The organism is Cohnella kolymensis, from assembly GCF_000829465.1.
In the GTDB taxonomy this organism is placed as follows: domain Bacteria; phylum Bacillota; class Bacilli; order Paenibacillales; family Paenibacillaceae; genus Cohnella; species Cohnella kolymensis.
In genome coordinates this window covers 39,721-53,267 of record NZ_JXAL01000002.1, presented here as the reverse complement: position 1 = coordinate 53,267, position 13,547 = coordinate 39,721, and the positions used below count along the sequence as shown (strand labels likewise).

12 protein-coding genes, 2 pseudogenes and 1 riboswitch are annotated in these 13,547 nt (G+C 49.6%); of the genes and pseudogenes, 3 read left to right on the top strand and 11 right to left on the bottom strand.

Translation table 11 applies throughout. From position 1 onward, the window contains the following. The 6 genes and pseudogenes from SD71_RS04005 to SD71_RS03980 all read right to left on the bottom strand — a co-directional run. Positions 1-2,271, bottom strand: a pseudogene (locus tag SD71_RS04005) (fibronectin type III domain-containing protein); the annotation flags it as partial. Between the two features lie 92 nt (positions 2,272-2,363). Next, positions 2,364-2,459: riboswitch (cyclic di-GMP riboswitch) on the bottom strand. Between the two features lie 67 nt (positions 2,460-2,526). Beyond that, a complete protein-coding gene (locus SD71_RS04000; RefSeq protein ID WP_041059985.1) occupies positions 2,527-3,498 on the bottom strand; it encodes a phosphotransferase in 972 nt (323 codons plus the stop codon). A gap of 129 nt (positions 3,499-3,627) precedes the next feature. Continuing rightward, complete coding sequence (locus SD71_RS03995) at positions 3,628-4,401, bottom strand: formate/nitrite transporter family protein (RefSeq protein WP_041059982.1); 774 nt, start codon at positions 4,399-4,401, stop codon at positions 3,628-3,630. A gap of 121 nt (positions 4,402-4,522) precedes the next feature. Further along, positions 4,523-4,834 carry an MGMT family protein gene (locus tag SD71_RS03990; RefSeq protein WP_041059979.1) on the bottom strand — a complete coding sequence of 104 codons (312 nt, stop codon included), beginning with the start codon at positions 4,832-4,834 and terminating at the stop codon, positions 4,523-4,525. Then, entirely contained in the window at positions 4,831-5,625 is a 795-nt protein-coding gene (locus SD71_RS03985; RefSeq protein WP_161793327.1) for an alpha/beta fold hydrolase, read from the bottom strand. Before SD71_RS03985 ends, SD71_RS03990 begins: the two co-directional genes overlap by 4 nt. 77 nt (positions 5,626-5,702) lie before the next feature. Beyond that, positions 5,703-6,989 (bottom strand): methyl-accepting chemotaxis protein, encoded by a 1,287-nt coding sequence (locus SD71_RS03980; RefSeq protein ID WP_161793326.1) that lies wholly within the window; start codon positions 6,987-6,989, stop codon positions 5,703-5,705. A gap of 219 nt (positions 6,990-7,208) precedes the next feature. Here SD71_RS03980 and SD71_RS03975 point away from each other — a divergent pair, with 219 nt between their 5' ends. After that, positions 7,209-8,108 carry an isoaspartyl peptidase/L-asparaginase family protein gene (locus SD71_RS03975; RefSeq protein ID WP_052475923.1) on the top strand — a complete coding sequence of 300 codons (900 nt, stop codon included), beginning with the start codon at positions 7,209-7,211 and terminating at the stop codon, positions 8,106-8,108. Between the two features lie 10 nt (positions 8,109-8,118). On the opposite strand, the pseudogene SD71_RS03970 reads toward SD71_RS03975, so the two are convergent. Beyond that, a pseudogene (locus SD71_RS03970) lies at positions 8,119-8,884 on the bottom strand (sulfite exporter TauE/SafE family protein). A gap of 111 nt (positions 8,885-8,995) precedes the next feature. Here SD71_RS03970 and SD71_RS03965 point away from each other — a divergent pair. Then, on the top strand, positions 8,996-9,892 hold the full coding sequence (locus SD71_RS03965; protein ID WP_041059973.1) for an aminoglycoside phosphotransferase family protein: 897 nt from the start codon (positions 8,996-8,998) through the stop codon (positions 9,890-9,892). A 156-nt stretch (positions 9,893-10,048) separates the two neighbouring features. Here SD71_RS03965 and SD71_RS03960 read toward each other — a convergent pair whose 3' ends face one another. From SD71_RS03960 to SD71_RS24665, 4 genes are all read right to left on the bottom strand, one after another. Then, a complete protein-coding gene (locus SD71_RS03960) occupies positions 10,049-10,372 on the bottom strand; it encodes a hypothetical protein (protein ID WP_041059970.1) in 324 nt (107 codons plus the stop codon). 8 nt (positions 10,373-10,380) lie between these two features. Beyond that, positions 10,381-11,577: a ParM/StbA family protein gene (locus SD71_RS03955; RefSeq protein ID WP_041059967.1), complete on the bottom strand. Its 1,197-nt coding sequence runs from the start codon at positions 11,575-11,577 to the stop codon at positions 10,381-10,383. Positions 11,578-11,954: 377 nt separating this feature from the next. Further along, positions 11,955-12,335, bottom strand: coding sequence for an SRPBCC family protein (locus SD71_RS03950; protein ID WP_041059964.1), 381 nt, complete (start codon positions 12,333-12,335; stop codon positions 11,955-11,957). 20 nt (positions 12,336-12,355) lie between these two features. Beyond that, the gene (locus SD71_RS24665; protein ID WP_235426982.1) at positions 12,356-12,529 is read right to left on the bottom strand and encodes an ArsR/SmtB family transcription factor; all 174 of its coding nucleotides are present in this window, start codon (positions 12,527-12,529) and stop codon (positions 12,356-12,358) included. 98 nt (positions 12,530-12,627) lie between these two features. Here SD71_RS24665 and SD71_RS03940 point away from each other — a divergent pair, with 98 nt between their 5' ends. Next, positions 12,628-13,527, top strand: coding sequence for a tetratricopeptide repeat protein (locus tag SD71_RS03940; RefSeq protein ID WP_161793325.1), 900 nt, complete (start codon positions 12,628-12,630; stop codon positions 13,525-13,527). Positions 13,528-13,547: the final 20 nt, after the last annotated feature.

The window sequence follows — 13,547 nt, the reverse complement described above, 5'->3', positions numbered from 1 at the left end:
GTAACGTAGCGAGTGCATAGTCTGTTGATCTATCGTAACCTGGATCCGGGCTCCTTCCGAAGACTCTCCGAATCGGGTGCTCACGGTGTGAACGAGATAGATGTGATCGCCTTCCGCTTGCTTAGGCAATGTTGCACTTAGAGCTGAGACGGTGCTTCTCAGGATTTTTTCATCACCTGCAAGCTCATACACTTTGTAACTAGCGGCGTATGCTGCTCCTGTCCAAGTCAACACCACATCATTGCCATTGACAATCCTGGATGTCACATTGGCTGGAGCCAGTATGGTCGGATATACCAGATCAAAAGTGACTTCCGCGCCGGCCGGTGATTCGCCTAACAGCGTGGAGAAGGAATGGACGACGAACGTATATTGTCCTGCCGCCTGGTTTGGCAGAGAAAGAGAAGTGCCGGTCGGCGAGCTTTTCAGAACTTTGTTTCCGTCAATGACCTGGTACACAATATATTTTGTCGCATATTGTACAGCCGCCCATTTCAATGTTACATCATTGCCGTTTGCAATCGTTTGCGTCAGGCTCGCCGGTGCCGGCATGACTTGTCCGTCCATAGTGAACGTCAGCTTCGCTCCGTCTGCGGACTCGCCGAAACGGCTTGAGTAAGAATGAACTTCAAAGCTATATTCTCCTGGCTTCACGCCCGGATAGTTGACCGTGGTACCTGTAACCGTACTCTTCAAAACTTTCTGTCCGTCGACAATTTGATAAACCTTATAGTTCGTGGCGTAAGTGGATGCTGTCCAGCTTAAGCTGAATTCCGTGGCGCTCTTGATCGTCTGTATTAAATTTTCAGGAGGCGCCATCGTTGGGTGAACCAGCGTAAAGGTTACCTGTGTGCCTTCCGCCGACTCGCCGAATTTCGTTGAGAAGGAATGAACTTCGTAAACATACTCGCCTGCAGCTATGTTGGGATACGTTACCGTCGTTGTGCCGATTGTGCCTTTCAGCACCTTTTGTTCACCGACAATTTGATAGACCTTGTAACTGTTTGCGTTAGCCGCGGGGCTCCAGTTTAAGACAATATCGTTTCCATTCACAATCTTGTAAGTGACATCCACCGGAGGAGTCATCGCTACTCCGTCGACGACGACGGTCACCTGACTGCCTTCTGCGGATTCGCCGTAGCGATCGCTATAAGTGCGAATCTCGTACACAAAATTGCCGGCAGCATGATTTGTGTACGTCGTTGTCGTGCCGGTGACCGTACTTTTCAATACCGGTTGGCCGTCGACAATCTGATAAATTCTGTAGTTTGTTGCGTTGACTGCGGCGGTCCAAGTGAGAATAACATCGTTGCCGTTGGCAAGTCTGTATGCAAAGTTTGTCGGCGCCGCTATGGCAACTGCACTTACGGTTAAGCTGACCGGGCTGCCTTCCGCCGATTCGCCGAAGCGGTCGCTGTAGGAATAAACTTCGTAGGAGTAATCGCCTGCCGGCAGCTTCGTGAATGTTGCGGTGGCGGCGGTTACTGTACTTTTCAACACTTTTTGCCCGTCGATCATTTGATAGACTCTGTAATTGGTTGCATAGCTCACAGCGGTCCATCTCAATATGACATCAGTGCCGTTAGCTATAGAGAATGTCAAATCCTTCGGCGCTGTCATTGTCGGCGTGGTTACTGTGACATCGACAGCGTTGGAAAGAGGCGACTCGCCGTAGAGAGAATGGGTTGCAGTTACCGCGTAGCTATAGTCCCCGGCAGGTGCATTGACAACGGTGTATGTACGTGTTGCTGGTGCCGTTGAAGTGATAAGTGTTTTATCACCGGCTGCGCTAATCTGATAGACATTATATTTTTCCGTATAGGTCGATGCTCCCCAATTCAGCACGATGTCGGTGCCCTTCTGCATCGTGTAAGTCAGGGTTGCCGGCGCTGCCATTTCCGGATAAACAATGTCAACCGTGATCGGCGCACATGGACCTGATTCGCCATCGGTACTCAGTGTCGAAACGACATAAGAGTAGGATCCTTCTGCGAGATTGTTGATGGAATAGGTGCTGGTAGTTACGGTGGCTAACGGCAGCAATTGGCCGTCGGTAATCTCATAGATTTTGTAACCGGTGGCTCCAAACACAGGGCTCCAAGTCAATTTCACATCATCCGGTGTCACGTTTTGATACGCGAGGTTGCTTGGCGGCAGCATCGTGCTGCTGTTGGCTGAGGCTAACGCGCTAAACACAGGGAACGTCAATTGCGCCAAAAGAACCAATGATAACAACAATGGAAGCTTGGCAAGAATGCGATTTTTCATCATAACAGCCTACCTTTCTTTTTACGATAATAGTTTTGGAGACAACAAAAAATGAACCTCAAACAAGGTTCATAGTAGATTTACCTATGATTCCTTGTGGCAACCGGCTGCCATCCACGCTAGGTCAATCGTCGTGGTTCAGGCCCTTGGCTTTGCGTCTCACGGTTTCCCATGATTTGCCCTTTGCACTTGGGATTTTTGAACTATGAATCCATCATAATTTCCATGTTCAATTATGGGAATAGGTCTAATTTCCTATTAATGGGTCTTTGCCCAATGGTCTACCCATTCCACCGCCCGGATTCGTCCGGTCCATGCTTTTTTTAGAATGGTGTAAGCGGGCGAGGGCCGGCCTGATCGAATTTCACCGGCGGCAATCCAGGCTTCCCGAGGCAAGCGGAATAGAGAGGCGATGATGAGACGTTCCTCCGGCTTTAGAGGGGAAATTTTCTCGTAACCGGACAGAAAGACGCGCATGTAAGGCAGTGAGTAATTGCTTATATTGCTCATGGTTTTAGCGATTTCATAATAAGCGGATCCGAGCCTGGCAAATTCCCAATCCACCAGAACAACGCCGTTCGAATTTAAAATGATGTTAGGTGTCGTTACATCCCCGTGGATGATACATGGCTTTTCATTTTTCAGAGCTTGCTGAATGTCGGGGTGACGAAGTGTTTTCCATGCCTTTTCCGCCAAAGAGACACATTGATTCCCGTGTTTTGTGAGCCATTTGCTGGAGCCTGTTTTTTTGATAACCGCTAAATTGGAAATGAACAACCGATGCTGCTGACGGAATCGGTTTATTTCCTTTGCCGAATAACGGCGGAATCCGGACGCACTGCGTTTTGATACTTTATGGAGCTGGGCCAGCACTTCGCCTATCTTCTCGTAATCCTCGTCTCTATCGCCTAATTTCGAACCTTTAATCCAGTCGGATACATAATACAGCCTTCCATTTTTGTTCACATAATGCTTTCCCCGCAATGTTGTACGCCACTTAGGCATGTTGCTGAAGCCGCTGCCAGTCAGCCAAACGATCCGGGAATATACGCGATCAAGTCGTGATTTAAATCCTGCAAACGGCTTGAGAAGAAACTCCCCTTTATCTGTCGTCACATGGTATGCGGCCACCTTTTTGTAGAATGAACCGCATGCCGTTACCTTAAGAGCGCGCATACCGTATTGCAGCAGAATCGGACGATACCATCGTTTAGCTTTTCCTTGCCTCACGATTACGCGATCCTCCCCGTCTTCACCGAATGTTGCACAGTTGTACTATATGCAAGACACCCGGGTGAGGGAATGACGGCAAAAAAGAGGCACTCTCTGGAGAGGCCTCTTCGTTGTATTCTTTTTATGTTATTTGGCAGCTTTGACGTAGGCTATCCAATAGAATAGTGAAACCATAATTGCGCCGCCGACCGCGTTTCCTAAAAACACAGGCACGAAATTGGTGAACCACTCCGCCCAGGTTGCTTCACCTTCGAAGATCGCCGCAGGAATGATAAACATATTCGCGACCACGTGCTGAAATCCGACGGCGACAAAGCCCATTATACAAAACCAGATGCCCAGAATTTTGCCGGCGACATCTTCGGCTGAATAAGAAAGCCATACAGCAAGACCGACCAGCCAGTTACAGCCGATACCCGACACAAATGCCTGTACAAAATTTTCCCCGATCTTCGCCTCTGCGATGGCCACCGTTTTGTCGAGATAAGGACCTTCCGCCGTTAATCCCACGACATGGCCGAACATGTAAGCGATAAACACGGCCCCAATGAAATTGGCCACTGTAATGACAATCCAGTTGTACAGGAGGCCGCCCCAGGTAACCCTGCCGGCGAACTTCGCGAAGCTGACGGCCATCATATTCCCGGTCAACAGCTCACCTCCGGCAATAATGCTAAGGATAAGACCTAACGGGAACACGGCAGCTCCTAAAAATCCGGCAAAGCTGCCCCACTCTACGGGCATATGCCCGCTTACCCGCACGTCTAATAAAAACCCTAATGCGATAAAAGCACCGGACAGGAAGCCCAGAACGAGCATCGTACTGAGAGGCAAACGGCTCTTCCGGGCACCAGCCTCAATAGCGATTTCCGCGACCTTCTGCGGAGGGTTGTATCCCATGATGTGACCTCCAAACGTCATTTCCAATTATGGTAACCATCTTTGCATTTGTTATTACCCAAAGCAGTCCTCTCTGCCAGCTGATACACAAATAAAAAAGGTTAAGCCGCGTATTTGCGGCTCAACCTTCGGTCTGGTATCGGTACCTCTTCAAATCTATCCGATCGTATGCATCGACGATAACGCCTTCTTGCTCGAGGTAGAATTTTTGCATAAATCTGGATTCCTCATCCGTGACGGCGATTTGCCCCTTGATATTCACGACGCGGTGCCATGGAAGATTATAGGATCCGCTCATCGAATGAAGAATCCTAACGACTTGCCTTGCGCCGCGTGGACTGCCTGCCAATGCTGCGACTTGTCCATACGTCATGACACATCCCGCCGGAATACTCTTAACGATCGAAATCACTTGAAGAGTAAAAGGCTTCATTCTGCTGCCCCGTTATCCTGCCGCGCAACCCCTGCCTCTGTCTCAACTCGCTCCAACCATTCATCCGTTAAAGCAAGTAACAGCGTTTCTTGCTCAAGCTGAGGAAAGTGTCCTGCGCGGTCCATGATCGTAAAAGTGGCTCGCGGGTAGCTTTCAATCAACCGCATTGCATCTTCATAGCCGCTGACCGCATCTTGGCGCCCAAGCACAATAAGGGCGGGCTTTTGAAATGATACGTCAGACAGCACCGACTCAAAAGTATACGCGTAGCCTTTGGTCCTAAATTCAGAGGTCAAAAAGGTTCGATCTGACTTCTCGGCGCCGCTTAATACATCTCTTTTATATTTTTCCCATATTTCTTCGGTCTGTACGACAGCAAAATTCTCAAAACCAGTAGGTTCGTTATTCTGTAAACTGGCCAATAAAGCTTCATCTTTGTCAACCACGACACGAGCAGGCAGTTGACGGTCAGCAGGTCGCGCCTTAATCATCGGTGAGATGAGCAGCATCCCGTCTACTCGGTTGATTTGCTTGAAAGCCACGCCGCGGGCAATGTATCCGCCATAGGATAGGCCTGCCAGCACAAACCTTTGACCAGGAATTAATTTTTCAAGAAATTCAATAATCACGGAAAGCACATCGTCTGAACTTCTCATCCAATCTTCCGCAGGCGAGCCACCCATACCCGGTAAGTCAACATAAATGCGCCGCCACCCTATTCGTTCCGTGAACAACGGCTCCATCACATTTCTCATAGATACAAGATCTAAGCTTAATGCATGAAAAAACAAGATCGGCTTCCCTTCACCGTATTCCTCATAGTGAATGGAGGATGAAGACAATACACACTGCATCTTATGTCTCCTTCTCAGGCTTTAAATTGTTGAATATGCCGTTCCAGCGTAACGGTTGTCTCATGCAGCTGCTCCATGACGCTTTGTATGCTTTCCGTGGAGGCCAATAACTGCTCGGTGAATGCGGCCAAATTATCGGTCTCGGTTAACGATGCATAGATTCTCTGGGTGACGCGATCTGTACGGTTGTGGATCGTTGTGGATTCAGCGGATATCGCGTCGATATCTTGCGAAACATGCCGGACGGATTGCGCGACCTGCCCGGCCAATTGATTGATGTTTTCCAGTCTCCGCGAGGTCTGGTCCACCATCTCGATGCCTACGGCGACTTCTTTGGTCTCATTATCGAGCAAATGAATCGATTGCTGGCTGTCTTCCTGAATCGCGCCCAGAATGTCGGAAATCTTGTCGATTGCGGTATGGGACTGCACGGAAAGCTTCCGTATTTCCGCCGATACGACTACAAAGCCGCGGCCGTTCTCCCCCGCGCGGGTTGCTTCGATCGCGGCATTCAAGGCGAGCAGATTCGTCTGCGACGCAATGTCCGTGATCAACCTCATGATATCCCCTATGGCGTTGATGCGATCATTCAACAATTGAACGGTCGCGTGAGACGCACGTACGCTCTTCTGAATTTCATTCATCTGCACCACTACGTCATTCAGCGCTTTTCTGCCGAACTCCGACTCGCCCGTCATCAAGGCCGATGTATCGGAGACGGTCTTCATTCTCTCCGTTATTTCCAGCACACCGCTGTGAATGCTGTTAACAGCTTTAAACATGGTGTCGATGTCATGCGCCTGCGTCTGGTTCTCCCCGGCCGTATGCTGGATGGATGATGCCACCTGGTTCAGCGCATGTGTATTTTCATTCGATGTGAGGTTCAAGGATTCCGATAAGCTTGATAATTGCTTGGATGCGCGTTCTGCTTCCGAAATCATGGTTTGCAAATTAACAGTCAGCCGATTGACGGAGATGCCGATCGGCCGCAGCTCGCCGATGGCGGATAAATCCAGTTCCTTGCTCAGGTCTCCGGCGGCCATATGGCGAATATGCTCGATGATACCTTTCATAGGCGACACGAACCGCCGATAGTTCGCGTATCCGATGACCGCACCCAGCAGTATTCCGCTGAATGCTCCCCATGCCACACCCGGCCAAAAAGTCGCGTCCGCAGTATCCACACCTGCATATTGAAAAAGTATGCCTGCAATGACCGCCGCGCCGACTGCTGCGGGGATCATACTGCGTAAGAGATAGCGGTGAAGAGAAATCGATTCCGAATCGTTGACTTTGCTCATGTGCTGCCGAGCGCCTCCCTGAGATCTGCATATGATAACGGGTACCAAGATATTATTTATTCGACCTGATTCTCCATAATCCTTGTCATTTTCCTCCCTGGAAGCAAGAAATTTGTCAACGCCGCTGCCCGGTCCTATCTTGCCTTCCGGAAACCGCATTATGGTATCATTTGTTTGATGGGTCTGGTTAACTATCTTCTACTTGAGGAGTCGAGTCGGATGAGCATAATTCTGGTTCACGGAAGCGTGGAAACGAGTACGGAGCCGCCGTTCATACAAGGATTGGAGACTGCCGCGAAGAAAGGCTACGACGCGTTGAAGGCCTCGAACAATCGATTGGATGCGGTCGAGCAAGCCGTTATTGAACTTGAAAATAATCCTCTGTATAACGCCGGATATGGATCGGTTCTCAATCGGGACGGTCAGGCGGAGCTTGATGGTGCGATAATGGACGGAGTTTCCGGTAGATTTGCGGCAGTAGCCGCGATGAAGGGGATACGCAATGCCGTGTCGGTCGCGAGGAAGCTCATGGAAGATACGAAACACGTCGTAGTCGCCGGCGAGGGAGCTTCCTTGTTTGCCAAGGAAAAGGGGTTTGCCGATGATTCGTGCATTTCACCGGAACAGATGGAATCCTGGAATTACGCCATGCAGCTGTTGAAGGAAGGAAAGCAGTTGGACTTCAGCGCATACACCGGTTTGAAAAGAGAGACCGATACCGTCGGCTGCATTTTGTTGGATGATGACGGGAATCACGCTGCAGCCTCATCAACCGGCGGATCCTTCCTCAAGCTGCCCGGCCGTGTCGGAGATACTCCGTTCATCGGCGGGGGTATCTTCGCATCGGCCGACTGCGCTGTGGTATGCACCGGCAGAGGCGAAGCATTCATTCAGACGTTGACCGCGAAATACGTCGACGACGGCATTCACGCAGGCAGACATCCGGAGGAAGTTGCGATTGAGGCCATTCGCAGGCTGCACCGGCTTACCGGAGAGTATGGGGGGCTGATCGTTATTGACAATAAAGGGCGGACAGCCGCCGTGCATAATTGTGACAGGTTCCCGGTTGCGCTGGTCAGGAACGGAAAGCCGGAGAAAGTGGATCCCCTCCGGCTGTAAATAACCCGCATCAATGCAATAAGTCCCACACCTGTTTGCCGATCAGCACTGTACAGACGATCAGAAACAGCGGGCGAACATAGGAAGCGCCTTTGCGGACGGCGACTCGCGAGCCAAGCAAGGAGCCGCAAACCATCGACAATCCCATTAGAATGCCGTATTGATAGTTAACTGCGCCAAGAAACATGAATGTGACCAAGCTGGCTATGTTGCTGCCGAAGTTAAGCACCTTGGCATTGCCTGCTGCCGTCACAAAATCATATCCGAGCAGCAGAAAAACAAAGATCAGAAACGAACCGGTACCCGGCCCGAAAAAACCGTCATAGAAGCCGATGCTTAATGCCGCGATACTCATGAGCCACGCCGAGCCCTTCGACAGTCCCTGGAATGTAGACAGATTCCCCCAACTGCGCCGGAATACGGTATAGACCGTAATCAGAATGAGCATGACAACGACAAGCGGCCTCAGAAAATCGGAAGGAATGCTATGCACAGTCAGCGCACCGCCGGCCGCGCCTGCGGCGGAGAGAATAAACAATCCCCTTACCATTCGAACGTCTACTTTTCCCGAATACATAAAACGACATCGTACTCGTCAGCGAAGACATGGAGCTGGCGAGTTTGTTCGTTCCGAACGCATCCGTAATGGGCATCCCTGTCGCTAACAGAACCGGCAGGGAAATGAGTCCTCCGCCGCCGACGACCGAATCCACGAATGCCGCCAGAAATCCACCCAAGATGATAAGTAGCGTCATTTCCAAACTAAGCTGCATCATTTTGCCGACTCCTCACGAACAAGCTGCGTGTATCATACGTTATCATAGCACTGGCGATCCGGACAACTCATTTCCCCGGGAATAGATCATGGAGAGGGTGTGCTTAAACGGATGTCCTTGTGGTCGACAATTGAGAAAATGTATGCGCTGCAGATCAAAAAAACCGTGAAGATTCAGGATGTTTATCTCATTCAAGCGGCAAGCGGCAGTTATTGCCTGAAGGGCTACGATTTCCCGGAAGAGGATGTGCGTTTCATTGCTCGGGTTTTCTCCTTCCTGGAGGAGCGCGGCTTCACCCGCGGCCAGCGAGTGTATGCAACTGCGGAGCAGGACTCCTATATCCGTCATGGCGGAGTTTTCTACACAGTGACCAACTGGGTCCCTGGAAAGAGACCCCTTTTTCGCAGAAGAAAGGATTTCAAGAGTGCGATCCGAACGCTGGCTAAGTTTCATTCCATGGCCGCAGGTTTTCCGAAGGACGAGGCTCCGGGCGGACGCATCCGGTATGCCGGACTTCATGATGAGGTATCGGAGTATAAAAAAGTGCTAAGCCGCTACAAGAACACTAAGCATTTGGTCCCGGCCTGCGATGAGGCTTTGTATGGCTTGAGTCAGCCTAAAGTCCTGCAAGCCGTTGAAGCGGAGCAAAATGCGGCCGCGCTCGTGCATGGAGATTACAACTATCCGAACTTGATCAAAGACAGCCGGGGAAAAACTCACTTGATCGATTTTGAAAATACATCCCTGAACGCCAGAATGAAAGATCTCTCCCATATTCTCCATCGAAACTTTCTATGGAACGGCAGTGGCATGCTTCGCTGGGTCGATTATTATGACAATAAACGCCCGTTAAACGACAATGATCTGCACCTTCTGCACGCCCTTTTGACGGCCCCGTACCACGTCGTTCGAAACATCAAAATCGGCGGTATCCGCAACGCCAAATCCGTTACCCCTTCAAGTCAACGCTTGAACAAGTTTCAAAGGGAGCTCCGAGAACTGCTCTAAAAACAAAAAAAGCGCACCAGGAACTTGTCCGTGATTCGCCTTTTTTGTTGATATAATGCGGGTTCTGCGCCTTAATATTACAAAGTTCGACCAAGTATTACCCGGTAATTCTACTGAAAAGTGTTATCCGGAATTACTAAGTATTACTTCGAATTACTAGATCCACGACTCGATATCCTCATCGTCAAATTCATCCTCAGGTGCCGCTTCAGGCTCATGATCGAGCTCGGCATCGGCGGCCTGCTCCGTGTACGCTGCGTACGTCGAAACGTCATTCGAGACGGGATTCAACAAATTACGTTCCGTTGGAATATGCGCCTGCAGGTTCCGTACTCCGCTCCGAACGATTTCATTCTCGATCAAATAACGAATGGAATCCATCAAATTCGTTTGGGTGTTAATCCATTGCATGACCAAAGGATCTTCGGTTTTTTTCGTTTTTAAGCTGAAGTTGTCGCCGGGTTGTTTGGTCTTTTTCATAGGACTTATTAGGCCGTTTGTACTGCTTTATTTTTAAGAGCTTCGTAGATTTTGCCTCGGACGAAAGCGTCCAGTCCCATAGCATTGAGCTGCACCGCATATTCCGCAGGGATATACAAAAGCTGCATTTCTCGTTCGGCGCACAGTTCTTTCAGCCCAGGATAGAGCATCGAGCGCATGAGAATACTGCCGCCCCCATACACGCAGATCAAGTCGATCTCGTTCCGGGCTTTGGTCAGCTGCCTTTTCACGTTTTGCACGATTTGTCTGACTTGACTTTCCATCGGTCTTTTCAGTGTTTTAATGGCTCGAGCATGGTACTTATGTTTAGGATTTTTAATTACATCACTGAAGAACTGCCGGGGGCTCTCAGGCAGGTGGATCAGCCGGTTGAACTCGCCCAGCGCTTCCTCGATGGCATAACCCGTACCGTGATGGCTCCCGTACACAAACTGCCGCAAGAATTTGTTGCCCTCGGTGATCGGATACTCTGTAGAACCATCGCCGATGTCCACATGGAGAATGCGCTTGTCTTTAAAATAACTGCCGTTAAACTTCTTCTCTATATGATAGCTCTCAACGAAATCCTGAAAAATATCTCCCTCACGCCAATTGCCGTCCGCATCCTTCTGCAATGTGAAGATGACCGGCGTCGCTTCAGGCACCACTTTGGTGAATGGAAATACGATTTTCACTGCTACCCTTTGAATACCGAGATGTACGGTAACGTGATGGGAGCCGCCGGTAAAACGTTTCTCGAACTTTGCCGAAGTGGCGTCGGTATGCTGGGTTACCGGCAGGGCGGTGGCCATATCGACCTCAACATCGATGTGATCGGGGATCTTCTTCTCTTCGTCGTAGGCTTTCTGTACGGCTGCCGCTGCAATTTGGGCCAATGTGTTCACAACGGGCAGGTCCATATCGCTTTTCAGATCGATGCCGATTTGCAGGTTGTCCAATATTTCGCCGCTCTCGAGCGCAAACTTGCCGACATAATACATACCCGGCCGTGCTGCAGGAGAATCGATCGTAACCACGAGCTGATCCGGCAGATTTTTGATGAAGCTTTCCGGCGCCTGCTCCTCACTCCACGGAAGCTCGTCGACCGTGCAGTTCACATTCGGCTGTTGAATCAAATTACCGTCAATGATCAAATCATGTTCACTGTTGCCGTTATCGTTACCCACATAGAAATGGAAGTTCATAAAAAGGCATTCCTCCTGTTATGTAAGATGTACAGGTATTACTTTGCCACACGAAGTGTTATGCCACATCCCGCTATATACCCAAAAGGAGGTTAAAGGTTTCTAATCTTATATCATTAATTGTAGAAAATGGAAATTAAAAGGCACCCCTGCGGGTGCCTCTCTTTTTGTACTAAGCCAGCTTAATTGTTTGATGAGTTTGCGTTAACCAGCCCACGAGTTGTTCTTCAGACATGGATTTCAACATATCCGTATGATCTTGTATCGCATGATGCCACATTTTCGCTTCAACAACATGCGGATTCTCCCTTCACGACGTAACCGCAATTGCATGACAATTCTTTCACCGACCGCACCTCCTTTCATAGAACTTCAGCTCAGTTATTTTCCACATAATCCTTAAGAAATTTGCCCAGCAGCTCTCTCCATCCGTGCTCATGGGACTCTCTCCATCCGTCTTCGATATAGCCGGATGCCGTATGAGACAGCTTCAATACGGTTTGGCTGCCTCTCTCCTCCAGCTGATAAATGTAAGAGCTGTTTACGGCGCCTTTCATTCCAAGATGGCCTTGCAAGCGAATTTCTTCAGGCGCATTCACATAGTACACCGTTCCCCAAAGGGCGCCCTGTCCGCTTCCCCAAGTCTCGATGAATTGACCCCCAAGTTCCGGAGACAGTGACAACTTTCTGTCCGTACCTTGAGGTGCCAAGCGGTATTCCCACCAGGATTGTACGTCATGGGTTAAAGCCTGAAACACCTTTTCACGAGGTGCCTCGATTACAATCTCCTGCCATAGAGCTCTTGAAGCGGTACGGCATTCAGAAAATTCACCCGGTACTTGCCCTCGCGGCGAACCAGTACGAGCTTCGCCTTCTCTAATGCGCTGAGATGCTTCATGACGGCATAACGCGTTAAATCAGGGAAGTGTTCGGCAAGTTCACCATGTGCCAATTATTAAATATCTTGGTCGGAGGTTTGGAATGGCTGTCAGATGACAATGAAGATAAAGTCGAACAAGCGCATGAAATGACCGGCAGGTGATGGCAGTGTTGACGATCAATCAAGGTACCGCGCGATCTGAACGGATATTGCAACTCATGAACGAAGGCCGCTCTGAAGAAGCCCTTGCAGAAGCAGAGCTATGGATCAAGAGCAATCCTCATAACGCCGAGGCGTATGGAATGTTGGCGCAAATCTATTTGAAGTCGGATAATCTGGACCAAGCGCTGTATTGGTCTGACCAATCTTTGCGTTACGACGCTGAGAACACAACGGCCTGGTTTGTTCGGGTGATTGTGCTGTATGCGCAAGGCGAGGAAAGAGAATTTTTCAAGGCGGTCAAAGAAGCGCAGCGGTTCGATCCTTATGAAGGGCATTACTATTTTCTAAAGTTCAATTTCTGCCGCAAGAACGGCAGACTTCAAGAAGCCCGGGAAGAGCTGAACAAGGCGCTGTATATGTCTCCTGAAAAGTTATTGTATAAAGCAGCGGATAGTTACTTGCAGGCGAATTGCGGGGATTACGAGGCTTCACGTGTTTCCGAGAAAGGCGCTCTGCTCAGGGAACCGGCTGATGGTGAAACTTTCCTATATTTAGCTTGGGCTGCCCGGATCAGAGGGGAACATCAGAAAGCGCTGGAATATCTGGAAAAAGCCATTGGAATCGAGCCCGGAAATGCTCATCTCCGAACCGAATATACGAACTGTCTGCGTAAATGCAATTGGTTATATCGCCTTCTTCTGCTGCCGTGCTATATGCAGAAGGTGAAAGTGTGGCAGTTCGCACTTCTTGGTGTCGCCGCTTGGTTCGTGTATAAGCCTTTGATTGTTGTGTTGGCAATTCTGTATGCAGCTTCACATGGGATTGGTACGATTTTAGTAAGAGTAAAGGTGCTTCGCTGGAAAAAACAAAGAGAAACAAATAAGCGGTCTTCATCCCGCCTGCTGTAAAAGCAAGGCAGTATGGAGAC